Origin of the sequence: Microcoleus sp. LEGE 07076, assembly GCF_015207455.1 — a bacterium.
Classification (GTDB): Bacteria; Cyanobacteriota; Cyanobacteriia; order Cyanobacteriales; family Microcoleaceae; genus Microcoleus.
On sequence record NZ_JADEWV010000084.1, the window covers coordinates 1 to 26,435 of the forward strand.

A 26,435-nucleotide genomic window follows, 5' to 3' on the forward strand; every position below is an offset into this window, starting at 1 on the left:
GGTTTAGCCTTAGTTGCCATCGCCCCCGTACCACCTTGGGAAGGCGTCATAGACTTGCAATTCGCCAAACGTCCGGGCGAACAGGCACTCTGGCATCTCTACGCCGAAATCATGGGTAAGTACAGCAACATCATTCTTACCGCCCAAGACAATCTGGTTGTCACCTGCGCCCACCAAGTCAGCGCCAAACAGTCCACCGTCCGCCCCATCCAAACCGGACAACCCTACGAATTGCCCCCGTCTTTGACCGATGCAGTGCCGAGTCTGAGCGAACCTCAAAACCGCTGGCAAGAACGAATTAGCCTGGTTCCCGGGCAATTAAAGACTAATCTGTTGAAGAATTACCGAGGGTTGAGTAAAAGCTTAGTTGCGTCCATGATTCGATCGGCCTCTTTAGACCCCGAACAACCCACCGACAGCCTCAATCCCGACGATTGGCAGCAACTATTTCACCGCTGGCAATACTGGCTGCAATGCCTAGAAAACTCCAAATTTCAACCGAGTTTCACCCCCGAAGGCTACAGCGTCATCGACTGGCCAAAACCCGACGAAATAGAAACAAATCCCGAAAACGAATCTAACTCCCCTCTTCCTTCTTCCTTCTTCCTTCTTCCTTCTTCCGTCTCTTCCGTCCAAGAATTACTCAACACCTACTACACTGGCGAAATCAACCAACAACTATTCGCCCAACTGCGGCATCAGCTTACCCAAAAACTCAACAACATCCTCGCCAAACTGCGCCTCAAAGCCAACACATTTAAAGAACGCTTGCAGCAATCTGCAGGTGCCGACACCCACAAATCTCAAGCCGACTTGCTAATGGCAAACTTGCAGCATTGGCAACCGGGAATGAAATCAATTTCCCTCCCCGACTTTGAAACCGAAAAACCAGTTACCATTCCCCTAAACCCGGAAAAAAACGCCGTTCAAAACGCTCAAGCAATTTACAAAAAAAACCAAAAACTTAAAAGAGCTCGGATTGCCGTAGAACCTTTGTTAGCCGCCGTACAAGCAGAAATTGATTATTTAGAACAAGTCGAAGCGGCGCTTTCGGTATTGGAAACCTACCGCAACACCCAAGATTTGCAAACCCTCGCCGAAATCCGCGAAGAACTGATCCAACAAAAATATCTAGATGTACCAGATTACCGCAGTACCGACAAAGATGCTGCGATCGAATTTCACCGCTATCAAACCCCCAGCGGCTTTGAATTATTAATCGGGCGCAACAACCGCCAAAACGACCAACTCACGTTTCGTACCGCCAACGACTACGACTTGTGGTTCCACACCCTAGAAATTCCCGGAAGTCACGCCTTGCTGCGTCTCAAACCGGGTACAGTTGCTGAAGAAACCGACTTGCAATTTGCCGCCGACATGACTGCATACTACAGTCGCGCCCGTCACAGCGAACAAGTCCCGGTGGTTTATACCGAACCGAAATATGTATACAAGCCGAAAGGTGCCAAACCTGGTATGGTTGTCTACAAGCAAGAGCGGATTGTCTGGGGTAGACCGCAGCAAGCTCTCGCATGATATGATGCGCGATCGAACAATCCAACTAAAATAGATTCCCAACCAGGACTTCCCTGCTCACTACAAACCCAAAAATTTCTCTATATTGTAAAGTTTTATTACAATAAAATAAATTATATTGCAAAATAACCGCTTAAGAGAGATGATATCTCTCTTAGAACCCGCTGCAAAGAAACGTGCAACTTGGGTTTCCTCACCGTGAGAAAAACACTGTGAGAAAAACAACGGATTTAACTATTTGTGCAGACCAGCTTTAGCTAAAGCTGGTCGTTTCTGTTTAAATTATCGGCGCTGCATCTGCCAGGAAAAAGCGGTTGATATCGTGGACGGTTGCATCGGAATAATAAAATCGAGTCAACAGTTAACACTCAACTATTCAGTTTTTAGACCCGCCCGTCAACAGTCAACAATCACCTGACGGTGCAACCGGAATTGAGCTGACCGATTAATCAAAGATTTACGCAATAAATCTAATTTTATCTAATTTCAGGCTCTTTGCAATCAAAGGTGCGCCGGCGAACCCTAGGCAAACAACTCCTAGAAAGTAAACGTCGTTCTGATTACCCCAATCACCAAATCAGAATTATCATTATTGTGATCCGGAGCAGTCAGCCAAATCAAACCAGGAGTGACAGAAATATTGTCGCTCAACTTAAACTGATAGAACCCTTCAACGTGCAGCGAAGTATCCTTATCTTCCGGCAAAGTCCGATTAGTAGAACTCGTCACCCGCGGTTCCATACCTACCAGAATCCCCGCCACATTTCCTTCTTTCAACAAATCGGGAAAAGCCAAAGTAACAGCCCAGTTCCAGATTTTTTGGTCTCCCCGCTGCACAGAACCCGTAGGAGTAACCAAGTTTGATAAAATGCGCTGGTTCGTGTAACCCGCCCAACCGCCAAGAGCAATTCGGCGACCCAGTTTCAACGAAGCCTGCGCGCCGTAGGAATTGCTAGAAGTCTTGAGGTTGTCTTCAGTATCTAGCCCAAAAGAAGCGAGACGAACAGGGAAATTAGAAGCATTGCTGCCGGTACCGGTCACCAAGTTGTAGGAATTAACGTATGTTAAACCCACAGCAAAGCTGTCGCTCGGTGTGAAAGTCAACTGAGCTAAAGCGCCGTAGGAACCATTAAACAAACCGCTACCCCGCGCCCGGTTCGCAGCGTCGCCGGCCAAATATCCCAAACTAAGTTCGAGTTTGTCCCCAAACTGATGCCGCAAAGCGATGCCAGAAGCCCCAGTCAAATAGTAAATCGGGTTGCGAGTACCGAAGTTGGAAAGAGCGCCGCTGCCGCCATCTCCGTCAAAGTAAGGGTTGACAGTGTTGGTAAAATCGTCAGCAGCGCCGGCGTTGGCTTCTAGAATTACAGTAGTGCTTTTGCCTAGGGGGAATTGGTACAGCAGCGCATCTAAACCAACAGTATTGCTAGCCTCGCCGAAAGGCCCGGCATTAAACCGCAATTCCCCTTCAGCGGTTTTGGTATTGTTAGTAGAAAACGAACCCAAGTTTAAAACTTGCAGTCGAGTTCTCAGCAAATCTTTGCCAGAAAAACTCGTGTCAAAATTGAGACGAACCCTGCTGCCAAAAGCAGTGCTTCTATCAGCGTCGCGGCCGTTAGCATCTTCTCCCCGGGCGATACCTGTCAAAGCAAATACCACTTCGCCGTTGAGTTTAGTGGTAGTCGAAAACTGATTTGCTTCTAATTCAGAGGTGCGCGATTCCAGAGCATCGACGCGGCCGCGCAAAGTTGCCAATTCTGCTGCAAATTCTTCTTGCAATCTTTGGATAGAAGCCAAATCTTCTTTGGTTGCCAGATTTCCCGTACCGCCTCTAACCAGTTGGCTAACTTTATCCAAACACGCATTTAAACCCGCTGCAAATTCGTAGCGAGTCATCGCCCGGTTGCCGCGGAAAGTGCCGTCAGGATAGCCGGCAATACAGCCGTAGCGCTCGACTAGGGATTGCAGTGCTTGGAACGCCCAGTCTGTGGGCCGAACGTCGGAAAGTTGGGAAACTGAGGTTACTTGACCTGCTGCTGCTTCGCTGCTGCTTTCTGTGCTGTATTGGTTGATTTGTTCTAAAACATTTGACTGTGTTTGAGGTTCGGCACTTGGAGGAGTCGATTGGGAAATCTGTTGAGGTTGTGCTGCGGGTTTTTCTGCTGCAATTGCGGGTGGTTCGGCGCTTAATTCTGCTGCAATTGCGGGTGGTTCGGCGCTTGAGTCTGCTGCTGCAACTGCGGGTTGGGTTTCGGTTAAGTCTACTGCTGCAACTGTGTTTTCCGGTGCTTTTGTCTGTTGGGAAACTGGAGTTTCTTTTGCTTCTAGATTTTCTTTCTCAATAGTCGGAAGAGTCAAGTTAGTAGTTAGTGAGGCTGGGTCTGCGGTCTTGGCTGCTGTTTCAGGCTGTGCAGCGGGCGTTGCAGCACTTGATAATTGCAATTGATCGGCTCGAGCTGTCTGGGCAGTTTCTAAGGGCTGCTCTGCTGCTAGGACTGTGGGAGATATGACTAAACTTGCTGCCAATACAGCGGGACTGACTAAAAGTCCTTTCCACAACAAAAATTTGGACATTTTTTCCTCACACCACGTTAGTTCGATCGCCCAAATCTGCGAAGGGGCGATCGTAAATCCCCTACAGTATTAGCATAATAAGATTTCTTGTCAATAAGCACAGTCATATTTTCCAAACAAGGGAGAGCCAGAGACTAGGACAGAATTTTCTACTGCTTTCGTGTCAACTACCTACTGTCAACTATCAACTGCTACCGTATCAAGCATTGCGATATCCCAAAATGTGATTGGGTGTGGAGGTTCGGTGAAATCTGCTGTGGAAAAACTCAAATACGCCCTAGTTCACGAATGGCTGACACCCCTAGCTACGGGCGGTTCGGAACTGGTTGTCCAGGAAATTCTCAAATACATTGACGCTGATGTCTATGCTCTGATCGACTTTGAATCGGCCAATCCCGAAAGCTATCTTTTCGGGCGACAGATTGGCACAACATTCTTGCAACACTTTCCCAAGGCTCGCAGTGGCGTTCAAAAATATTTGCCATTTCTGCCGGTGGCGATCGAACAACTAGATTTGCGAGCATACGACATCATCCTCTCATCATCCCACGCCGTCGCCAAAGGCATCCTCACCAGTCCAGGGCAACTGCACGTCTGCTACTGCCACACACCCATGCGCTACGCTTGGGACTTGACTTTTGACTATCTCCGCAACAGCAAAGCCGGAGGGGGCATCCCAGGAGTGTTTACCCGATATTTGTTGCACCGACTGCGGCAGTGGGATGTAATTTCTGCCAACCGCGTCGATTATTTGATCGCCAACTCCCAACACACGGCGCGCCGAATTTGGCGGTGCTATCGGCGGGCTGCCGAGGTAATTTATCCGCCGGTAAATATCGAGCGTTTTTCCTTGATGCGGCAAAAACAAGATTTTTATGTCACAGTTTGCCGATTGGTAAGTTACAAAAACGTAAGTGCGATCGTCCAAGCATTCAATCAACTCGGGCGCACTCTAATTGTCATCGGTACCGGCCCAGAATTAGAAATGATTCGGCAAATCGCCAAACCCAACGTGCAACTCCTCGGTTGGCAACCCGCCTCCGTAGTGGAAAAATACATGGCCGAAGCAAAAGCCTTTGTCTATGCAGCTTGCGAAGATTTTGGCATAGCTTTAGTAGAAGCTCAAGCTTGCGGGACACCAGTAATTGCCTATGCAGCAGGCGGTGCTTTGGAGACAGTGCTCGACATTCGCCAACACCCAGAAACTGGCACAGGTTTATTTTTCCCCTCCCAAACCGCAGCAGCATTAGTCGAAGCAGTCGAAGAATTTGAGCAGTTGCAAGGCAAATTTGAGCCGGAAATGGGACGGTTGCGCGCCTCCGAGTTTGCCCCCGAAGTCTTTGAACAGCGCTATCTAGCTTTTGTGGAACGCTGCTATCAGGAATTTCAATCCCGCGATTTTAGCGAGTTTGAGAGTTGCTCTCATCTCCGGCTGCGCCGGAATGACGGTTGACAGCTATTTGCAGCCTCAAGCGAGTAACCAACTGCCAACTGCCAACCGTCAACTGCCAACACTCAACTGCCAACTGCCAACTACCAACTACCAACTGCCAACTGCCCTCTGCCCCAGAAAATTGAGTATTGGAAACATAATTCAGAGAACAAAGCGTCTTGAGGCTTTATGATCGAGACTGTGTGTGGTGTGAAGTGAAGGAGTAAGATGACTGCCGACAGCCAACTAATCTCCGGTAAGGTAATTCGAGCGATCGCGAGACGCGGTTTTGGGCCTGTCCTCGACGGAGACAGACGCATAACTCGTTCTTTACAGAGCCTCGACGGAGAATTTTTCAAGCGGCTATTTGACATCCTGTTTTCCTTATCGGTTCTGCTGATGTTTGCTCCGGTTTACCTGCTTTTGGCTCTATCGATCGCCTTAAGCTCGCCCGGGCCTATTTTTTACGTACAGGAACGAGTAGGCAAAAACCGTAAAATGTTTTATTGCCTTAAATTCAGAACGATGGTGGAAAATGCGGACGACATATTGCTAGAAATCATGGAAAAATCTCCGCATTTGCGTCAAGAGTTTGAGGACAATTTCAAGCTGAAACAAGACCCTCGAATTACCTGGATCGGAAGATTTTTACGAATGACCAGTTTAGACGAGTTTCCCCAGTTTTGGAATGTTTTAAAAGGAGATATGAGCGTCGTCGGGCCGAGACCTTTAGTTGAAGAAGAACTGCCGAGATACGGCCGTCACATCAACAAAATTCTCACCATCAGACCTGGAATTACAGGCTTGTGGCAAGTGTCCGGCCGCAACGACATTCCCTATCCCCGGCGAGTCCAAATCGACCTCTATTACGCAAATGACAAAAACCTTTGGATGGATATGTGGATTGTTTTCAAAACAATTGGAGTTGTGATTTTTCCCAAAAATAACGGCGCATATTAATTGTTGTCCGCAGTCAGCAATCGGTAGTTGGTTTTGTTTGTTACTGACCACTGATGCTGACTACTGACAGCAAGCGGCAAACTCTTTACTCAAACAAAACACTTCCTTGATGCCGATCGAAGAATTGTGAGTTAAGGTAGAGCTTGAGAATACGACGGGCAGGCAACAATAGCCTCTACCCGGAAAGTCCGAAGTGAATTAACACAGCCTGTCAAAGGAAAATCAGATGACGCAACGCAAGCGAGCGCTAATAACAGGTATTACAGGTCAAGACGGCTCCTACTTGAGCGAATTACTGTTAGAGAAAGGATATGAAGTTCACGGCATTATCCGGCGCAGTTCTAGTTTCAATACTGATCGCATTGACCACATCTATGTCGATCCTCACAGCGAGGATGCAAAGTTGTTTCTGCACTACGGCGACTTGACCGACGGCACTACTCTGCGCCGAATACTGGAACAAGTTCAGCCTGTAGAAGTTTATAACTTAGGCGCTCAATCTCACGTTCGAGTTAGTTTTGACTCGCCGGAATATACGGTTGATGCCGTAGGGATGGGGGTGTTGCGACTGCTAGAAGCAATTCGGGACTACCAGAATCGCACAGGCATAGAAGTGCGATTTTATCAAGCAGGTTCTTCGGAAATGTTTGGTTTGGTGCAGGAAGTTCCGCAGAAGGAAACAACTCCTTTTTATCCCAGAAGTCCCTACGCTTGTGCGAAAGTTTACGGTCACTGGCAAACAATAAATTATCGTGAATCCTACGGACTTTTTGCTTGCAACGGCATCTTGTTCAATCACGAGTCTCCGCGCCGTGGCGAAACTTTTGTAACTCGCAAAATTACTCGGGCTGTTGCCAGAATTGTCGCAGGCAAGCAGAAAAAACTTTATTTGGGCAACCTTGATTCCAAGCGGGATTGGGGCTTTGCCAAAGACTACGTGCGGGCAATGTGGCTGATGCTGCAACAAGAGAAGCCTGACGATTACGTCATTGCTACCAACGAAACCCATTCCATTAAAGAATTTCTCGATTTGGCCTTTACTTACGTCAATTTAGATTGGCAAAAATATGTGGAGTTCGACGAACGTTACTTGCGTCCGGCAGAAGTCGAACTGTTAATTGGTGATTCGACTAAGGCGCGGCAGCAATTAAATTGGGAACCTTCTGTAACTTTTGAGCAGTTAGTACATTTAATGGTAGATGCTGACATCACAGCTTTAGAAAAGCAGGAACGAGGTTCTGGTAACGGATTTGATTGAGCCACAAAACTAAACCGTCAGTCGATTTGAGATTTGAGATTTGAGATTTTGGATTTGCTCCACAGATGAATCTGAAAGCTTGAAGTAGGGTCTAAAATTTTTGACACTCCCCGAATCCTGTCAGGGGCTTGTATTCGTTTCCGGGTGTGGTGACTGCTAACAATTTGTATGGGTAGTGTCCCGTTTCTGCCCCGATTCGCGCACGGGGGCATTACCCATACAAACAGTTCACAAGTCATGAGAGGATTGTTGTAGCTATTAGTGCGGGCATTCCAACAACCAGGTTAACCGATCGCCAAATTTTCGGCTGTGCGGGCAAACAAAAACATTAAAACGTTGAGGACGAGAAACCCATAAATATCACGTTCGGATACAAACTGAGCAATTTTTCCCTATCTGGGACAGCTAAAACAAACTTGTTAGCAAGCGCCTGCTGTAGCGGAAAGCTTTTTTGCTAAAGTAACAATTTTAGAGTGGAAATTGTCGATCGACCTTTATTGAAAATCCCGAGGATAAAATTATGACAAGCTTGGATTTAAGCAACAAACGCATTCTAGTCACGGGCGGCGCGGGTTTCCTCGGCCGTCAGGTAATCGACCAATTAGTCAAAGCAGGGGCGGATGCTGATAAAATTTCAGTTAGTCGATCGATCGACTGCGACCTCCGCGTCATGGAAAACTGCCAGCGCGCCGCCGACAAACAAGACATCATCATCCACCTAGCAGCCCACGTCGGCGGCATCGGTTTAAACTTAATTAAACCCGCAGAACTATTTTACGACAATTTGATGATGGGCGCGCAATTAATCCACAGCGCCTACGAAGCAGGAGTCGAAAAATTTGTCTGCGTCGGCACAATCTGCGCTTATCCCAATTTAACCCCTGTTCCCTTCAAAGAAGACGACCTCTGGAACGGATATCCAGAAGTAACTAACGCACCTTACGGAATTGCCAAAAAAGCCTTATTAGTGCAACTACAATCCTATCGCCAGCAGTACGGATTCAACGGTATCTATTTGCTACCAGTTAATTTGTACGGCCCAGAAGATAACTTCGATCCGAAAAGTTCCCATGTAATTCCCGCATTAATTCGCAAAGTCTACGAAGCCCAAGAAAGAGGAGACCAAACACTACCAGTTTGGGGAGACGGCAGTCCCAGCCGCGAGTTTTTGTATTCCACAGATGCCGCGCGCGGGATTGTGATGGCAGCTCAATCTTACAATGACTCTGACCCTGTTAATTTAGGAACAAATAGCGAAGTTAAAATTCGCGATTTAGTAGAAACGATTTGCGAATTGATGGGATATGAGGGAGAAATTGTTTGGGAAACAGACAAACCAAACGGTCAGCCGCGCCGCTGTTTGGACACCCAAAGGGCTAAAGAAAGGTTTGGTTTTGTCGCGGAAGTGGAGTTTAAGGAAGGGCTGAGAAATACGATTGATTGGTATCGAAAACACGCAGTTTAAGTGTAAAAAAACCCGGTTTATTCATCAAGAAAACGGGTTTTTTTTTGGATTCGGCGGTTGAAACCGCAGCTATACAAACGATGTCCGCCTCCGCGGACTAAGAAATTATATGAATCGATCGCCTCTGGGGTAGAACTCTCCTACAATAATTACTTGTGGAACACCTTTATTGTAATATATATTATTTTCGCAAGATGTTTATTTTAGAATGGAACTGAACCAGCAGAAAGAACTTTTCAGCAAAGCTTATGTACGTGCCGTTGCAGCCGTGGCAGGTTTCTCGATCGATCTGTTAGAATTAGACTTCGACAGCATCGACCTACAAATCACGGCTGGGAGCGGTGACGGAAGCGTTTATTTTCCAGAGTTGAAGTTACAATTGAAATGTACTTCAAGGGATGTGATGGACGGCGACTACATCCGATATCCGCTCAAACTCTAAAACTACAACGATTTGAGAAGGAATGCCCTAGTACCTCGAATCTTAGTTGTAGTTTTAGTACCAGAAAATCTAGAAGACTGGTTGCAGCAGTCAGAATCAGAACTGTGCATGAGAAATTGTGCCTACTGGATGTCATTGCGGGGACAGCCAGAAACACAAAATATAGCAAATGTGACTGTTTCTTTACCCCGCAGCAATCTGTTTGCAGTAGAAGCTCTTAAGTCAATGATACAGCGCATTAGCGAGGGAAGTTTGCCATGAAAGTAACTGTAAGAGATAGTCACATTCTGAAAACAATTAAGCCAAATGTGTTAGAGAAATACTTAGAAATAAATGGCTGGTATAAAGCTCGTAAATTTTATGAAGGATTCATTTGGAGCAAGAAAAATTCTGTGAGTCAGGAGGGGGAAGTATTGGTTTCACCTCACCAAGATTTTGATGATTTTGCAGAGGTGATGTGTCGGAACTTAAAAGCACTAGAAGTGGTAGAAAATCGCTCTCAGCTAGATATTCTCAGCGATTTAATCACTGCTTTACCTAATGTTTCAATCTCGGGATGGATTAATAAAGTACAGGGGGAAGAATCTCCAGGCCAAATTACATTAATGGGATTTGTGGTGGGGAAGCTGAGAAAAATTAGTCTGGAATTGAGCGGATATGATTATCAGTTGGCCCTCAAAGCTTATGAAGCGCGATCGCCCGTAACCTGTTTTGGTGATTTAATTAAAGAAAATGACGGTTTCGTGCTAAACAATCCCCACGATTTTGCCCTGCTGACTGAGGCAGAATTAATCTCATAGTTTGGGAAATCCTGGTTGTGGTACAATATCAAGCAAAAATTATTGTGCCATCGCATTACAGGAAAACAGGTTGTGCAAACTCTAAAATTAGGTGCATCGGGTTCCGATGTTGTTAAACTGCAAAAACGCTTGCAGGAGTTAGGTTTGAATCCAGGGAGTGCAGATGGTAAATTTGGGCCGAAAACTGAAGCATCTCTCAAACAGTTTCAAAGCAATCAAGGGTTTTTGGCTGACTCAATTGCGGGCCCGAAAACGCTAGCTGCTTTGTTCCCCGGAGAACCTTTGGGGTCGTCACTTTTATCATACAGGACGATCGGGCTAATCTTAGAATTCGAGGTTGGCGGCGGGCGGGAATATTACGAAAAGCTGTTGCAGCGTCCAACTTGGCCCGAAGGAGCATCAGGAATTACGATCGGCATCGGTTACGATCTAGGTTACAACAGTGTAGAAGTTTTCAACCAAGATTGGCAGAAATTAGCGGATGTTGACCAAAAACGTTTGAGTAACTGCTGCGGCTTGAAAGGGGAAGCTGCAAAAAATCGTTTAGCTAGCGTGCGAGACATTCTTATTTCTTGGGAATTAGCGTGGGAAGTTTTTAATATTGTAACTATCCCGAAATTTTACGATTTTACTAAAGAAGCATTTCCAGGTTTTGAAGAATTGCCTGCGGATGTTCAAGGCGGATTGGTAAGTTTGGTGTTCAATCGCGGCACGAGTATGGAGGGAAACCGCCGCCGGGAAATGCGTGCCATCCGGGATTTAGTGCGGAAAAAAGATGTGCAGGGAATTGCTGAACAAATCCGGGAAATGAAACGGATTTGGGTAGGGACTTCAATTGCCAGAGGAATAAATCGGCGGCGCGATGCTGAAGCGGCTTTGATTGAGGAATATGCTTAAATCGATCGGCTCAGAGGTCATTTCATCTGCCGCTAATAGGGCGTAAGATTAAATGAACCGCTTCGCGCTCTTAGCGGCTTCGCGGTTCGATTGTTTTATGATATAATAGGAATAGATCGAATTAAATCATATAAAACTTACATTTTGTCAAGCCCATGATTGCAGATCGCACCTCAAATTATATCTCCCTGGAAGAGTATCTGAAGTTAGAAGAACTCAGTCAGCTCAAACACGAGTATATTCAGGGGGAAATCTATGCAATGGCTGGTGCAAGTGACGCTCACGTGACAATTGCGGGCAACTTATTTGCACTTTTGAGAAATCATGTTCGGGGTAGTGGCTGTCGTGTTTATATGTCAGACATGAAAGCTAGGATTGAATCTCCGAATATTTACTACTATCCTGACGTGATGATAACGTGCGATGAAGGGGACAAGGCTTTTCAATCTTTTAAAAGATATCCTTGTTTAATTGTCGAGGTGTTGTCAAAGGGTACAGAAGGATTCGATCGGGGTGATAAGTTTGCTGACTATCAAGAGTTAGAAACGCTTCAAGAGTATGTATTAATTAGCCAAAAACGTGAGCGGGTAGAGTGTTTCCGTCGGAATGCTGAGGGGTTGTGGGTTTTGTATTCCTATACTCAAGGCAGCGAAATTCACTTGGCTAGCGTAGATTTTCGCACAAGTATTGATGCTATTTATGAGGATGTGATTTTTAATAAGGAAGATTCAGCACCAGAATTTGATGAAAAAAACCGATAATTACTATGTTATCCCCCGCACAAAACCTCGTCGAACAAATCAATGATTGGGAATTGATCGAGTTGTGGGTAGATCCGATTGTTTTCCCGCCTCGGATTCAGATGTTAGTGGGTGGCAAAAATAGTAAGTGTGGTATTTACGAGCCATCGGCGAATTATAAACCATTGTTTTTAGGTTCAAGTTACGATGAGGCTCACTCGTGGCTACTGGAAGATGAATATGAGCGAGTTGATGGTAGGCTTTTAGCTTCGGAAATAGTTGGACTGAAAAATAATTAGGGCGATCGCCCTTGAGGACAAAAAGGGCGATCGGGCATTTTGCTAAGCAACCCCATAGCCGGTATACGGACGCTTGTAAGGCGGATGCAGTCCTAAAACAATGTCCTCTTTGGCTACTCCCATCTCGACTAATTCTTGTCCGAGGTCTGCTTCTGTCATATTGCGTTGAATCCAGATTTTACCATCCTTGATATCTAAGTGAATGAAACAATTATAAATGCGTTTGTATCCCTCCCAGCCCACATCTAAAATTTGGTAATGGTCATGTTCTGTATCGATCACAAGTTGGCACTCAACATCCAACTCAGAGTAATTATATAGACTGGCATGAGAGGTCAATAGTTGGCGGATAAATTGGCGATACTGCTCTATTCTTTCCATTCAATGATTATAATAGCGATCGCTCCTCAATTCAAGTCAGGGCGATCGCACTTGGGGATGTGATTAAAAAAAGGGCTATCGCCTATCCTCAAACTTCAGTTGTTAATTAAATCTTGGAACACGAACCCGAATCCTCCTGTTTCTATTATTGCTAGGTGTCCAATCAACATCAGAAACTGCTCCCGACCAATTGTTAATATTGATTACACAGCTTGCGTTTTGAACGTGTGCCCAGATGTGCCAAGTATTCTTTTGAACACTTTCATCGAAAATTCCTACTTGTCTAAGCTCGGCAAAATTGCTGTTACAGACAGAATCTGCTCGTTGCTGATTCATATTTCGCAAATTTGGTAATCCACTAATGAAGACAAATTCATGTGGTTCGTAAGCCATTGCTTTTTGATTTATTCCTTGTCCCCAATTTATAGTCAAAGACATACAAAAAGTTGACATAAATAGCAGAATTCCCAGCGGTTGATTTTTCAAAATATGCTTTGCCATTGAACCCCCTAATTTTCCTGGTATCAATAAAATGGTTGATTGCGAACCTGACACTCGGTGAAAAATCATTAAACTTACAATAATTTCACCTGCTGTACTAAATATCAATATAGCTAATATTCTAGTTTTTTTTACATTGAAAATATCAGAAAAAGTCAGATATTAATCATTAAAAAAGTCAGCTTATGTCATCTTTGTCACAAAATGTCAGAAAATATATGCTAAAATAACCAAAACCGTCACAACTACCTGACCAATGGACGTTCAAGAAGTCTTGAGATTTGCCGACGAAATGGTTTTCGCCAAAACAGGAGAGCACTTGGACGATCTGCAAAAAGCTATCCTGCTGGGTGTATGGGAAGGTCAAAAATACTCTAAAATTGCAGAAATATCATATTGTAGCGAAGGTCACATCAGAAATATCGCCTCAAAATTATGGAAGCGTTTATCAAACGTATTAGGTGAAGAAGTAACTCAATCGAATTTACGATCGGCACTTGAGAGACGACAAGTATTCATTGTTTCACAAAATTTTGGTAATGATTTTATATTTTGTAACGTTAATGTTAGTGCAGATAGTCAATCTCCCGAAATTCCAAAAGATCGATCGCCATCAACCCCCACCTCAGACACCTCCCAACCCCCAACCAGACTAGACTTAGCAGACGCACCTCATATTTCATTATTGTGCGATTCGCCTGATGGCGATAGCTTCGCTTCACGCACATCCGAACTCGCCACCCTCGAAAAATCGATCGTCCAAGAAAAGTGCAACCTCGCAGCAATATTAGGAATAAGCGGCATTGGCAAAACCGCACTTTCCCTCCACCTCCTCCCAAAAATTCAGCATAACTTTGAATGCGTCATCTGGCGAAGTCTGGGCCACTCCCCACCCTTAGAAACTACCCTAAAAAATCTCCTAGAATTTCTCTTAAATCAACCCGAAATCCAACTCCCTAGCAGCATCCCCGATCGACTTTCCCTGTTAATGGAATATCTGCGAAAAAACCGCTGTCTCATTATCCTCGACGACGTGCAAACCATTCTGGGCAGCGGACAACTAGCAGGAAATTACCGCCCAGAATGCGAAAATTACAGCATGCTATTCAGACAAATCGGAGAAACAACCCACAACAGTTGCTTAATCCTCAACAGTTGGGAACCACCCAGAGAAATTACCGCCTTAAAAGGTGAAAATTCACCAGTTCGCACCTTACAACTCAAAGGAATATGTGCAGCCGCTACCGAAATTTTCCGACAAAAAAGTTTACTCAATCCCGAAAAATGGGAAAACCTAATTAACGCCTATCAAGGCAATCCATTGTGGTTGAAAATAGTCGCCACCACCATTCAAGAAATATTCCGAGGTAGGGTTGCAGAATTTTTGAAATATGATATGCTATTCTTAGGGGAAGAATTGGCAGCAACATTGCACCCGCAGATAAATCGTTTGTCAGAATTAGAGAAAAAGCTAATCTCTCAGCTCAGCCACGAAGCTAATCCAGTTTCAATAGAGCAATTGTTAAAAGATGCTGAATTATCGCCCTCAGAGTTGTTCAACGGGCTGCAATCTTTGGGGAGGCGATCGTTAGTTGAAACTGAGGAACAAGAGAATGAAACTTTATTCAATCTTTCTCCTGTGGTGAGACAATATTTAATATCAAATCCAGTTAATTAGCGACGATATCTGTAGGGACACGGCAATGCCCATCGGTGACAACTTAAGACTGAAAGCCTTGGTATCTCTCGTTCATAGCCAAGTCTAGATCCCCCTAAATCCCCCTTAAGAAGGGGGACTTTGAGAAATTTTCTTGTCCCCCCCTTATTAAGGGGGGTTAGGGGGGATCGAAGCTTCGATACAAACAAGAGAGACTCCTGGTTTGACGTTAACTTGACACCAATGGGCAATGCCGTTTCCCCCATTTTGAGGACGCGGCAATGCCGTTTCCCTACCCGCAGCGATGATTTAATATGAAATATGAACAGCATTGAACCTTCATTAACTAAAACAGAATTAAGAAAATCGCTCCTCAACACCCGCAAATCCCTATCAGCACAAGAGTGGAGAGAAAAGAGCGAAATCCTCTGCAATCACCTGCAAAACTCGCCCCTATTCGCCCAAGCAAAAACAATCCTCGCCTACTTCAGTTGTCGCCAAGAACCAGATTTAAGTCCCTTGTTTGTAACACCCCGCAAATGGGGATTCCCCCGCTGTGTCGGGAAAGAGCTATCCTGGCACATCTGGCAGCCCGGAGATGCTTTACATACTGGAGCTTACGGCATTCTAGAACCCCTGCCGGATGCTCCTAAAATAGACCAATCAGAAGTAGATTTAATCCTCGTACCCGCTGTAAGTTGCGATGTTCGCGGCTATCGCTTGGGCTACGGTGGCGGCTATTACGATCGAATGCTAACTTTACCAGAGTGGCGAGCGAAAATGGCGATCGCCACAATCTTTGAATTTGCCTTACTAGCACAGCTACCCGTTGACTCCTGGGACAAACCGCTGCACGGAATTTGCACTGAAAGCGGGTTAAAAATGATACAGCAGAAATCCCAAAGGTCGATCGAGCAATCAATTTTTAATAATTAGCAAGATGTCGGCTCAAACGATCGCAGCAAAATTGGTTTGCAGCATCGGACTTCAATCTTCATAAAAATCTGAGGACTGAAGTCCCCACTACAAACTTATACAAACTTATAACAGTTATTTTACAAGACATGATATTATCCCTAGAGCCATCTTTAGTTCTCAGTATAGTTTAATCTAAAATCCAAAATCCAAAATCTAAAATACTATGGCCCAGCGCTACGTTCGAGTTAAAACAACACAAGGACACATCCATTACGGTTTGCTGCAACTGAGCCACAGCGTTCAAGTATTTGATGCACCACCCTGGTTACAAGGACAACCCACAAATTTGGAACTCCAACCAGATAGTTACCAAATTCTCGCCCCGTGCTCTCCCTCAAAAATTGTAGCTGTCGGCAAAAATTATGCCGATCACGCCGCCGAAATGGGAACCCCAGTACCCGAAGAACCCCTGCTGTTTTTCAAGCCTCCCAGCGCTGTCATCCCCGCAGGTGGAGCGATTCGCTATCCGCAGCAGTCGGAAAGGGTAGACTACGAAGGAGAATTGGCTTTGGTAATTGGCGAACACTGTACCAATTGCGCTCCCGAACAAGCACATGGCAAGATTTGGGGCTATACCATCGCCAACGACGTGACAGCCCGAGATTTGCAAAAGCGAGACAACCAGTGGGCGAGGGCGAAAGGGTTCGATACATTTTGTCCCTTGGGGCCTTGGATTGTCCGCGAATTGAGTCCCGCTGCACAGTTGCAGACTTTTGTCAATGGGAGCGATCGGCCGATACAGTCATCCCCGATCGATCGCATGGTATTTTCCCCAGACTTTCTCGTCTCCTACATCAGTCAAATTATGACTTTAATTCCCGGCGATGTGATACTGACAGGAACGCCGCAAGGGGTAGGGCCGCTACAAATAGGCGATCGAGTCCGCATTGAGATAGAAGGTATTGGCAGTCTTGAAAATATCGTAGTTATTGGTTATTAGTTATTGGTTATTGGTTATTAGGTTTGATCCGAATAAATAACAAATAACAACCAACAAATAACAACCAACAAATAACAACCAACAAATAACCAATAACTAATGACTAACGAACCTGCATATAAACAGCATCCGAAAGCGGAGGAATTTCTGCATAGCGTCCCAAGGCCGACTGAACGACTGCATAAACAAATGCAGCAAAAGCACCCAAAAACACCATGTTGTACAAAGTTTCTGCAATAAATGCGACTTGCAAGCCTTTAGAAAAAATCGGCAAAACCAGACCGCACAGCATCAAAACAATGTCTAAAAGAATCGCCTGCATCGCATTAAAACGAATGAAGTGACTGATGTTTTCGTTTCTAACTACTCCTAAATACAGGGCAAAGAAGATGATCAAGCTCGCAAAGGGCAAACTATAAATTTGCATCAATGGAGCTAGGGGTATCAACAACAGTTGCAGAACAGGAAACTGTGTAAACAGAAACCTGCCAAAGGCAAGCCCGTCAATCAGCGGCAGCAAATAAGGCAAAGAAGCAAAAATCCGGTCTGGAACAGTTGTAGATCCGCGCCAAGTCATAATCAAGTCTCCTGAGTCGATCAATAAACTATTAATTCCCGTTAAACTCAGGATAACGCAGCAGCAGTGTTTGTGTTCCGACTCGCCCGGAACTAGCTTTGCACTCAACACGTACCAGATGCAGGGGAACTGAATCTCCAGTCTGGTTCAATAGTCACCATGCCCGATGCCCTGCGCGGGTCGAATATTATTTAATATTGGCAATGACGAAGCCCATGAGACACTCGTACCGATCGGGCAAATTTTCCGTAGGTTTAGCAACTGGATGACCGCAGCGAAGCTCTCCACCGCTCCAGCGCGGTTGGCCCGTGCGATCGGCGAGTACACAACCTTGGCAAACGCACTGAGGGGCAAGCATCTGATTTTCCATTAGAATAACTAACATTTGATACCTCCGGCAGGTTTCATACCAGTAATTTCATTGTATGTCAAGAGTTTGGGACAAAGAGCTTAAACTGAACACAATGTAATATTTATGTCAATCGTGCAAAATCCGTAGTAGGGTAAAAGATCCCCAATTCCCAATCCCAAAATTTGTCAAGAGGTTGATTATTGTGACGGACACTAACTTAGAATTTCTTTCCAAAACCGATCCGCTAATTGCCGATTTAATCGGGCAAGAGCTCCAGCGGCAGCGAGATCACCTAGAAATGATCGCCAGCGAAAACTTTACCTCCTCCGCAGTAATGGCAGCTCAAGGCTCGGTGCTGACCAATAAATATGCCGAAGGACTGCCAACGAAACGCTATTACGGCGGGTGCGAATTTATTGACGGCATCGAGCAAATTGCGATCGATCGCGCCAAACAGCTCTTTGGAGCTGCCCACGCCAACGTCCAGCCCCACTCCGGCGCTCAAGCCAACTTTGCAGTATTTTTGAGCTTGCTAGAGCCAGGGGACGGAATTATGGGCATGGATTTGTCCCACGGCGGACACTTAACCCACGGTTCGCCGGTCAACGTATCCGGTAAATGGTTCAAAGCTTTTCACTACGGTGTCAGCCAAGAAACAGAACAGCTCGACTACGACGAAATTTTGAAGCTGGCGAAAGAAAACCGACCAAAATTGCTGATTTGCGGCTATTCAGCATATTCGCGAATTATCGACTTTGAAAAGTTTAGAGCGATCGCCGACGAAATTGGAGCCTACCTGCTCGCCGACATCGCCCACATCGCCGGGTTAGTCGCCACAGGTCACCACCCCAGTCCCCTCAACCACTGTCACGCAGTCACCACCACCACTCACAAAACCCTGCGCGGCCCCCGTGGCGGCTTGATTTTGACCAACGACCCCGAACTCGGCAAAAAGTTCGACAAAGCAGTGTTTCCCGGCTCTCAGGGCGGCCCATTGGAACACGTGATTGCGGGCAAAGCAGTAGCTTTTGGCGAAGCATTAAAACCCGAATTTAAAACTTATTCGGGTCAAGTAATTGAAAATGCGCGGGCTCTAGCTGCACAGTTGCAGCAGCGGGGTTTAAAACTCGTTTCCGGCGGCACGGACAATCACTTAATGCTAGTAGATTTGCGATCGGCAAACATGACAGGCAAGCGAGCCGACCAATTAGTTAGCGGTGTGAATATTACTGCTAATAAAAATACCGTACCTTTCGATCCGGCATCGCCCTTTGTCACCAGCGGTTTGAGACTCGGTTCGCCGGCGATGACAACCAGGGGCATGGGAACAGCAGAATTTACCGAGATTGGTAATATTATTGCCGATCGACTCCTGAATCCCGAAGATGAAAGCGTCGCGGCCGATTGCCGGCGGCGAGTAGCGGCACTTTGCGATCGCTTCCCGTTATATCCGCACTTGTTCTTAAAAGTGCCGGCATTAGCTTAATTTTCCTGATCGGTGACGGGGAATAGGTAGTTGGAAGTGTACGGGTAAAAGGGTAAAAGAGCCGGAAAAGATTGAGAGTTTCGGGTAGTGATATTGAGAAGCGGTTTTTACCAAAAATATCGATCGCCCGGGCAGTTTTTTGTCAAGATTTTTGTCGGGTTCGGCTGGTTTGACTAACGGTATTTGTCGGTTCCGAAAAATACCACTCAACTGGGCCCGATCGCCAAATATCGACTCTTTCGCGATCGCGAAAGAGTCGATATTTCAAATCATTAATTCGAGAGTTATTAAGTTAAAAACCTCACCATTGGCGCTCCTGCAACTTCCAATCGGAGAAATCTCCGGCTTCCAAACCCCCAGTCGCACTTAAAGATGTTTCCTTGTAATAAGCCATCTGAAATGTAGTAGACTCTGCCTGACAGTCTAATTGCCCCGCACTATTTAAAATTGATTTCAGATGCCGTATCAGTATCTGTACCACGTAATAGCTTTTCTGGTTTCTGCGATCGTCGTCCTCTGGAGTACGCCAATAGTCAAAACCATTGGTCTCAAAAGCGGGCGAGTTGATCGACCAGGCGAGCGAAAAGTCCACCAGCGCCCCATGGTGCGCTTGGGAGGAGTCTCTATCTTTCTCGGCACTCTGATTGCCCTGTTATTTGTCTGGCTCTGTGGAGGCTTCATTGATGCTAGCGGACAAGTTCTCAATCCCAAAGACGAATACCAAGTTTGGGGAGTCACCCTCGGCGGCATCGGATTCTTCCTCATCGGTTTAGCAGACGACCTATTTTCGCTCTCAGCCATAAAACGCTTGCTCATGCAAATTGGCGTATCCAGCATCGCTTGGATGGCGGGCGTACAAATTGAGTTTCTCACCGTTCCCTCCCTGGGACTGACGGATATTGGCTGGCTGAGCTTGCCAATTACCGTGATTTGGCTCGTCGGTATGGCCAACGCCATCAACTGGATTGACGGTTTGGACGGTTTAGCAGCCGGAGTTTCCGGAATTGCAGCAGTTGTGATGCTGATTGTCAGTCTGTCGATGCACCAACCGGCAGCAGCCCTAATTGCAGCCGCTTTAGCTGGCGGGACATTGGGATTTCTGCGCTACAACTTCAATCCCGCTCAAATCTTTATGGGAGATGGCGGCGCTTATTTTATCGGGTTTACTCTCGCTGGAGTGGGAGTAATTGGGTTAGTTAAAACTACGGCTGTTACTTCTGTGTTGCTGCCATATTTAATTTTAGCTGTACCGATTTTAGATATGTCGGCGGTGATTCTCGATCGACTCCGTAACGGCAAATCACCGTTTATTGCTGACAAGCGCCACCTCCACCACCGACTTCTGGATGCAGGATTATCCCATAGATTTGCGGTTTTGTTTATTTACGCCCTGACTCTGTGGGTGGGAAGTTTAGCCCTAGCTTTTTCGGTTCCCAGCGGCGTAATTTATGCGATGGGTGCCACAAGTTTGCTGGGATACGCTAGCTGGAAAGTTTGGAGACACGCTCGATAGTCTGTTAGTTGTTAGTTGTTAGTTGTTAGTTGTCAGTTGTTAGTTGTTAGTTGCCAATAACCAATAACCAATAACCACTAACTAATAACCAATAACTAATAACCAATAACTAATAACCAATAACCAATAACCAGTAAAAAATCTAAAATCGAATGGTTGCTGAAATTATTTGTGTTGGCACTGAATTGCTGTTAGGCGATATTCTCAATAGCAATTCCCAGTTTTTAGCCAAAGAATTAGCGAGTTTGGGAATTCCTCACTACTATCAAACAGTGGTGGGAGACAATCCCGATCGCATTAAACAAGTGATAGAAATAGCTGTAGGTCGATCGCAACTACTGCTCTTCACCGGAGGACTAGGCCCGACACCAGACGACCTCACCGTCGAAACAATCGCCGATTTTTTTGGCGTTCCCCTGATCGAAAAACCGGAAATAATCGCCGATATCGAACAAAAATTTGCTCAGCGGGGACGCACTATGAGTCCTAGCAACCGCAAACAAGCTTTAATTCCCGAAACGGCCGACATTTTGCCCAACCGCAGCGGTTCTGCACCGGGGATTATTTGGCAACCTGTTCCTAACGTCACAGTCATGACATTTCCCGGCGTACCAGCGGAAATGCACTTGATGTGGCAAGAAACCGCCGTTCCTTATTTGCAAAATGGCGGGTGGTGCAGCGCAACTATTTGCAGCCGCACGTTGAAATTTTGGGGTATTGCTGAGTCGGCATTGGCGGAAAAAGTCGAGAGTTTTCTGAATTTAACTAATCCTACTGTGGCTCCCTACGCCAATCACGGCGAAGTGAAATTGCGGATTTCTGCCCGCGCTGACTCGTCCGTTGCTGCGAAAAAGTTAATTGAGCCGATCGAACAACAGTTGCGACAGATTGCCGGCTTAGACTGTTACGGTGTCGATACCGATACCCTTTCTTCAACAGTCGGTAAATTGCTGCTAGAGGCGGGCCAAACTCTCGCCGTGGCTGAATCCTGCACCGGAGGCGGGTTGGGGGCGATGCTGACGGGTGTTCCCGGCAGTTCGAGCTACTTTTTAGGCGGGATTATTTCTTATGACGATCGGGTTAAGGAAGGATTATTAGCTGTTAATCCCCAAGATTTAGCCGAATTTGGCGCAGTCAGCCACCAAGTGGCCAAACAAATGGCTGCGGGAGTGCGCGCGAGGCTCAATACGAGTTGGGGATTGAGCATTACAGGTATTGCGGGCCCCGGAGGCGGCACGGATGCTAAACCTGTCGGGCTGGTTTATATCGGTTTAGCGGGCCCCGGCCCCGGCGACGAGGCTGAAAGTTTTGAATACCGCTTTGGCGATGGCCGGGGCCGCGATTGGATTAGAAACCTCAGTAGTTGTACGGCGCTCGATCGGCTCCGGCGTAAATTATTGTTTGTCAAAGCGTAGAAAATACCTAACACTTTGTCGATTGTCAATAGTTAACCGCAAGCTTAAGCTTTATTTAATACTCTGCGATCCCCAATTGTTGGTAATTTTCCGATTACCTCTTGATTATCTGTAAAGATTCGTTATGATAATAAGATACGACTGATTGGCAAATATACTGAGCCTTCTCCTTTGCTCAAAACCACCAGCAAGCGAGAAAGCAAGTTTGACCTTGGTTTTTTTCAAAGTCGTGCTTGCTTAATTTTCAGAAATTTAGCCGTCGGTTTAGCAATCTAGACTATAAAAAAGGAGCTATCCGTTCAATGGAAAACATTGAAAAGGTGCTGGAACAAATAGAAGAATGGGTTCGCAAGCTGATAGAAGGACTGCTGAGTCCAGAAGCTCAACCGGAACTCGAACCGATTCCTATTCCAGTGAACCAACCGAGGCATCGCCGCTAGTTGAGACTGGATTTGAGGTCTGACGTTGGCGATCGAATCCAAGTCAAAACTCAATGTTTTGTGGCGCTGGAATTTAAAAAATTGTTAAATATCCTGGTACTTCACGGCCCGAATTTGAATCTATTGGGTCAGCGAGAACCTGGAGTTTATGGTTCTGCGACTTTAAATGATATCAACGAGTTGCTAGAACGAGAAGCGCAAGCCCTCCAGGTAAAAATCTCAATTCAGCAGTCGAATCATGAAGGGGTATTGGTGGATGCAATTCACTCAATGTTAGGGCAGCACCAAGGCTTATTGATTAATGCTGGAGCTTATACTCATACGAGTGTGGCAATTAGAGACGCGATCGCCTCGGTGAATATCCCTGCGGTGGAAGTTCATCTGAGCAATATCTATCGGCGGGAAGCTTTTCGGCACCACTCGTATATCGCAGCAGTGGCGATCGGGCAAATCAGCGGTTTTGGTTCAGAAAGTTATAGGCTGGGGCTGCAAGCTCTAGTTAGTTACTTGATTAAAAATTAAAATTTCACCGATTTTGGCGATCGGATGAGGGCAGGTTTTAGATGGAAAACCAGCCCTTATATGTTTGGGTTGAATTCAAAATAATCACCACCAACAATGGTAATGGGGCATCGGCCCGCGCAGGGCATTGTTGACTGTTCGCTGTTGACTGTTCGTTGGAAAGCTCACCACAGTCAACCGTCAACTGACTAGTGACCACTGACCAATTACCAACAACTTGAGTTGAATTCAAATGCGGCATTCTCTGTTGAGAAAGTTTCAAGGAACCATACTGGGGGCAGTTTTAGGAGACTCTACAGGCTTGCAATACCAAAGGCAACTCCTAGGTATACCTCCCCAAACAGCAGATTTGCAGTCGATTTTACAACTGACGAAACACCAACAATTGATCCTGAGCGGGACAAAATTCGCCTTGAATTCTGGCAACAGCCAAATGCTAAGTGGCGCAGACTCATCCGCATCCGGGAGACTGGCAGTAGCGTGGACTAAAAGTTTAATTCGGTGTAGGGGTTTAGATTTAAAAGATTGGCGCGATACTTGGGAAGGATTTGTCAAGTCGGAAATCTACCCTCGGTCGAACACGGAATTTCAAAGCGTACTCAACCCTTGCGAAGCGGCCATTGCTGCGCTACCCTGCGCGATGTTTTTTCACGAAAATAAAGCCAAACTCCGAGAAAAAATCATGCTGGCGACAGATGTTTTGCCCGCAGAAAACAAATCAGAATTGCAGACAGCAATTTTAGCATTCGGATATGCGATCGCCCGATCGCTCAAACAAAGACTTGACCCCGCGACTGCGATAGAGCAAACAATTGCTTACTTGAAAACAGACAATCCCTCAACAGAGCTGCTGCTGCAAGTGCAAATACTACTAGAACAGAAAGCCGATTTAGAAACAGCCGCCACTCACCTGTGCAAAAGTGCCTCAGCTTTGCCACACAAACAGGGCGAGAGCGAAAAAAAATCACAAACTAACTCAATTGTAAATCAGGGAAATTTGCTGCCGATTGCCCTAGCTTTCTACTGCTTCTTGAGCACTCCAGAAGACTTGCGTTTGTCAGTGGTGCGGGCTGCCCGCTGCGGAATAGCCGGACAACTCACCTGTGCTTTGACGGGAGCTTTGTCGGGAGCCTACAACGGCGCTGCTGCGATTCCTGTAGAATGGCGACAATTATCTTCGGCGGAGGTTGAATCGCAGCGGCTCGCTGAGGGTCGAGAGCCGTCACTCTGGGGAACGGGCAGCGATGTAAAAATTGTCGAGTTAGCAAATAACTTGTTTTCTGTGTGGGCGGGAGTTTACAACCCTTCTGCAGGTATGGATTCGACAGCGCTAGCCCGCGCCGTGGCTGCACCTTATGTAATTAGACCTCGGAAAATATAAAGTTTTGAGCTTTTAACAGGAGGGGAAAGCAGAGATTAGCAATTAGCAGTTAGCAGTGAACAATTAGGAATTAGGAGTTAGCAAATCATATTAGTTGTTTTTTTGTTATGCAGTAGTAGTCGATCGGGTGCGGATAGTGAGAAAAATAGGGAGCATCTCCGGTTTGGCAAAAAGCATTTTTTACGGCTTGCGAACACTACAAATGCTGGGGCATTATATCCTCCCGAAAAACATCTAATTTGCCGAGGCACAATCTAACAGGTTCGCATCTGAAAAACAGCGTCCGTGCCAGCAAACATAACAATTTTTGGGTAGCAAAAATTTTCAAAAATGGTATCAAAAGCAAAAGCGGAAAAAAAGCGTCAATTAAAGATTAAAAACGTCAAAAAATTAATCTGACTCCCTTGCCCCAACAAAACCTGGAATCTACCAAAAAACAGGGTTTTGGGCAAAGACCAGGCGCGAGTTCTGTTTCTGTTAAAGATGGACAATCGAAGGTAAGGAAATCTCACTGCTGGCGAGAGTCAGTTAAAATAGGCTTGGCGGTTAAATATTAAGGTACGGCAATTCGGATAAACTCGATCGAGATACACAGTCACAAATTCTGACAAGGCTGCTGGATAACAGTGAATATAGCTTCAACATAAATGAATACGATCTCCTCATTAATGCGGCATATTGAGCAGCTAGGGCCTGCGCGCTCACTGCGCCAACAGATTGCGAAAGTGCAAAATGGTGGCAGCAAAGTAAATCCAGATCGCCCTGGCAAACCTCTCCTAAACCGTTTTTCGCCCCCTACACGGGATCTGCCCGACAGTTTTATTAAATTTAGAAGTAAAACCTCAAAATCAAGCCTCAAAAATCAAGCTCGTTCCCCGATGTTGGCGCTGGTGGCGGTAGTTTCCCTCAGCAGCACTCTGGGTCACCGTTTCTACAACCAGCCGAAACTGGATGTGGGGACAAAAGCTCCTCAGACGATTAAGGCTCCTGCCAGTGCTAGTATCCCCGATCGCAAAACCACTGAAGAACAGCGTTCATCAGCGCGGATTGGGGCTGTAGCGATATTAATGCTCGATGGAGCCGTCGAGCGACAAATAGAGCGTGAAATGCAACAATTTTGGCAGCAGGGAACCGAACTGCGCCGGGATGTAGGTCAGTTTGCGTTTGTCTCGCCTTCGGTAATCTCAACGCAGGCTCAGGTTTACTTGCGGGGCTGTCCGGAGTGGGAGTGGCGATCGATTTTGGTCGGGGTGGGAGACAACAGCGCAACTTCTCTGAAGTTGAATTTGGATTCCCCCGCCAGTGCTGCGCCGACAGATAGCAAGTCTAAGCAGCAGGCTCTGGCTCAACTGCAAGCTTACAGTAGATCCGTCTCAGCATCAGAGTTCAAAAGCCTGACAGACAGTATTTCTTCTGCTCGCAGGCACTATCTCAATGCTGTGGAGGCGCTGGAAAAACCCTCGGCTTCTGGACTCCGACAGATTTACGATACTTCGCTGTTTGATTTGTCGGATGCAGCTTGGGAGCAAACCCAAACGGGTATGAGTCGGGCGGCAAAAATGATGCTGGCTCAAGGTATCCCGCCGGGGTTGCCAAAAGAGATGTTGAAAGAAGCTGCGAGGCTGCAAGTAGCAGATCAAGTGCCGTTAGAGTCGCAAGCTTTGGCAGTTGAGGGTTTAAGTGTGATTTTGCAGCCAAATCTTGTTAGAGATCCCGAGGCAACCAAACAGCTAGCTGAATTGGCGGCTCAAAAGGTGAAACCTGTGACGATCGCAGTAGAGCAGGGCGAGATTATTGTTGCAGAAGGAAAAGAAATATCGCAGCAAGATTTCGTGTTGTTGGACTATTTTGGTTTGAGCCGGCGGGGGGTGAATTGGCTGGGGCTGGGG

At 46.2% G+C, this 26,435-nt stretch carries 23 protein-coding genes and 2 pseudogenes; 20 read left to right on the forward strand and 5 right to left on the reverse strand.

The window, feature by feature from the left end; genetic code table 11:
- Window positions 1-1,536: NFACT family protein (locus IQ270_RS15400; protein WP_193974049.1), on the forward strand; the 1,536-nt coding region annotated here is incomplete at its 5' end.
- Window positions 1,537-2,073: 537 nt separating this feature from the next.
- Here IQ270_RS15400 and IQ270_RS15405 read toward each other — a convergent pair.
- Window positions 2,074-4,110, reverse strand: a complete 2,037-nt coding sequence (locus IQ270_RS15405; protein WP_193974050.1) for an iron uptake porin — start codon at window positions 4,108-4,110, stop codon at window positions 2,074-2,076.
- A gap of 256 nt (window positions 4,111-4,366) precedes the next feature.
- Between IQ270_RS15405 and IQ270_RS15410 the strand changes: the two genes are divergently transcribed.
- The 9 genes and pseudogenes from IQ270_RS15410 to IQ270_RS15450 all read left to right on the forward strand — a co-directional run bounded on the left by IQ270_RS15410 (window position 4,367) and on the right by IQ270_RS15450 (window position 12,403).
- Window positions 4,367-5,563 carry a glycosyltransferase gene (locus IQ270_RS15410; RefSeq protein WP_193974069.1) on the forward strand — a complete coding sequence of 399 codons (1,197 nt, stop codon included), beginning with the start codon at window positions 4,367-4,369 and terminating at the stop codon, window positions 5,561-5,563.
- 207 nt (window positions 5,564-5,770) lie between these two features.
- Window positions 5,771-6,502 carry a sugar transferase gene (locus tag IQ270_RS15415; protein ID WP_193974051.1) on the forward strand — a complete coding sequence of 244 codons (732 nt, stop codon included), beginning with the start codon at window positions 5,771-5,773 and terminating at the stop codon, window positions 6,500-6,502.
- Between the two features lie 226 nt (window positions 6,503-6,728).
- Complete coding sequence (gmd, locus tag IQ270_RS15420) at window positions 6,729-7,760, forward strand: GDP-mannose 4,6-dehydratase (protein ID WP_193974052.1); 1,032 nt, start codon at window positions 6,729-6,731, stop codon at window positions 7,758-7,760.
- Window positions 7,761-8,280: 520 nt separating this feature from the next.
- On the forward strand, window positions 8,281-9,225 hold the full coding sequence (locus IQ270_RS15425; protein WP_193974053.1) for a GDP-L-fucose synthase: 945 nt from the start codon (window positions 8,281-8,283) through the stop codon (window positions 9,223-9,225).
- A 208-nt stretch (window positions 9,226-9,433) separates the two neighbouring features.
- A pseudogene (locus IQ270_RS15430) lies at window positions 9,434-9,928 on the forward strand (DUF4365 domain-containing protein).
- Complete coding sequence (locus IQ270_RS15435) at window positions 9,925-10,467, forward strand: hypothetical protein (protein WP_193974054.1); 543 nt, start codon at window positions 9,925-9,927, stop codon at window positions 10,465-10,467. Before IQ270_RS15430 ends, IQ270_RS15435 begins: the two are co-directional and overlap by 4 nt.
- A gap of 72 nt (window positions 10,468-10,539) precedes the next feature.
- On the forward strand, window positions 10,540-11,364 hold the full coding sequence (locus tag IQ270_RS15440; protein ID WP_193974055.1) for a peptidoglycan-binding protein: 825 nt from the start codon (window positions 10,540-10,542) through the stop codon (window positions 11,362-11,364).
- Window positions 11,365-11,519: 155 nt separating this feature from the next.
- Window positions 11,520-12,125, forward strand: coding sequence for a Uma2 family endonuclease (locus tag IQ270_RS15445; RefSeq protein WP_193974056.1), 606 nt, complete (start codon window positions 11,520-11,522; stop codon window positions 12,123-12,125).
- A gap of 5 nt (window positions 12,126-12,130) precedes the next feature.
- On the forward strand, window positions 12,131-12,403 hold the full coding sequence (locus IQ270_RS15450; protein ID WP_193974057.1) for a hypothetical protein: 273 nt from the start codon (window positions 12,131-12,133) through the stop codon (window positions 12,401-12,403).
- Window positions 12,404-12,445: 42 nt separating this feature from the next.
- Here IQ270_RS15450 and IQ270_RS15455 read toward each other — a convergent pair whose 3' ends face one another.
- Window positions 12,446-12,784: a XisI protein gene (locus tag IQ270_RS15455; protein WP_193974058.1), complete on the reverse strand. Its 339-nt coding sequence runs from the start codon at window positions 12,782-12,784 to the stop codon at window positions 12,446-12,448.
- A 102-nt stretch (window positions 12,785-12,886) separates the two neighbouring features.
- A complete protein-coding gene (locus IQ270_RS15460; RefSeq protein ID WP_193974059.1) occupies window positions 12,887-13,393 on the reverse strand; it encodes a hypothetical protein in 507 nt (168 codons plus the stop codon).
- A gap of 148 nt (window positions 13,394-13,541) precedes the next feature.
- Here IQ270_RS15460 and IQ270_RS15465 point away from each other — a divergent pair, with 148 nt between their 5' ends.
- The 3 genes from IQ270_RS15465 to IQ270_RS15475 all read left to right on the forward strand — a co-directional run bounded on the left by IQ270_RS15465 (window position 13,542) and on the right by IQ270_RS15475 (window position 16,860).
- Window positions 13,542-14,963, forward strand: coding sequence for an NB-ARC domain-containing protein (locus tag IQ270_RS15465; RefSeq protein WP_193974060.1), 1,422 nt, complete (start codon window positions 13,542-13,544; stop codon window positions 14,961-14,963).
- A 300-nt stretch (window positions 14,964-15,263) separates the two neighbouring features.
- Window positions 15,264-15,878: a 5-formyltetrahydrofolate cyclo-ligase gene (locus tag IQ270_RS15470; protein ID WP_193974061.1), complete on the forward strand. Its 615-nt coding sequence runs from the start codon at window positions 15,264-15,266 to the stop codon at window positions 15,876-15,878.
- 205 nt (window positions 15,879-16,083) lie between these two features.
- Window positions 16,084-16,860, forward strand: a complete 777-nt coding sequence (locus tag IQ270_RS15475; protein ID WP_193974062.1) for a fumarylacetoacetate hydrolase family protein — start codon at window positions 16,084-16,086, stop codon at window positions 16,858-16,860.
- A 103-nt stretch (window positions 16,861-16,963) separates the two neighbouring features.
- Here the strand turns inward: IQ270_RS15475 and IQ270_RS15480 are convergent, their stop codons facing one another.
- Complete coding sequence (locus IQ270_RS15480) at window positions 16,964-17,437, reverse strand: Tic20 family protein (RefSeq protein WP_193974063.1); 474 nt, start codon at window positions 17,435-17,437, stop codon at window positions 16,964-16,966.
- Window positions 17,438-17,624: 187 nt separating this feature from the next.
- Window positions 17,625-17,822: a hypothetical protein gene (locus tag IQ270_RS15485; protein ID WP_106149203.1), complete on the reverse strand. Its 198-nt coding sequence runs from the start codon at window positions 17,820-17,822 to the stop codon at window positions 17,625-17,627.
- A 169-nt stretch (window positions 17,823-17,991) separates the two neighbouring features.
- Between IQ270_RS15485 and glyA the strand changes: the two genes are divergently transcribed.
- From glyA to IQ270_RS15520, 7 genes and pseudogenes are all read left to right on the forward strand, one after another.
- Window positions 17,992-19,275, forward strand: coding sequence for a serine hydroxymethyltransferase (gene glyA / locus IQ270_RS15490; protein ID WP_193974064.1), 1,284 nt, complete (start codon window positions 17,992-17,994; stop codon window positions 19,273-19,275).
- 457 nt (window positions 19,276-19,732) lie between these two features.
- A complete protein-coding gene (locus IQ270_RS15495; protein ID WP_193974065.1) occupies window positions 19,733-20,788 on the forward strand; it encodes a glycosyltransferase family 4 protein in 1,056 nt (351 codons plus the stop codon).
- A 152-nt stretch (window positions 20,789-20,940) separates the two neighbouring features.
- Window positions 20,941-22,203 carry a competence/damage-inducible protein A gene (locus IQ270_RS15500; RefSeq protein ID WP_193974066.1) on the forward strand — a complete coding sequence of 421 codons (1,263 nt, stop codon included), beginning with the start codon at window positions 20,941-20,943 and terminating at the stop codon, window positions 22,201-22,203.
- Window positions 22,204-22,505: 302 nt separating this feature from the next.
- Complete coding sequence (locus IQ270_RS15505) at window positions 22,506-22,643, forward strand: hypothetical protein (RefSeq protein WP_193974067.1); 138 nt, start codon at window positions 22,506-22,508, stop codon at window positions 22,641-22,643.
- A gap of 81 nt (window positions 22,644-22,724) precedes the next feature.
- Window positions 22,725-23,165 carry a type II 3-dehydroquinate dehydratase gene (aroQ, locus tag IQ270_RS15510; RefSeq protein ID WP_228056401.1) on the forward strand — a complete coding sequence of 147 codons (441 nt, stop codon included), beginning with the start codon at window positions 22,725-22,727 and terminating at the stop codon, window positions 23,163-23,165.
- 232 nt (window positions 23,166-23,397) lie between these two features.
- Window positions 23,398-24,546: an ADP-ribosylglycohydrolase family protein gene (locus IQ270_RS15515; RefSeq protein ID WP_193974068.1), complete on the forward strand. Its 1,149-nt coding sequence runs from the start codon at window positions 23,398-23,400 to the stop codon at window positions 24,544-24,546.
- Window positions 24,547-25,193: 647 nt separating this feature from the next.
- Window positions 25,194-26,435: pseudogene (locus tag IQ270_RS15520) on the forward strand (hypothetical protein); the annotation flags it as partial.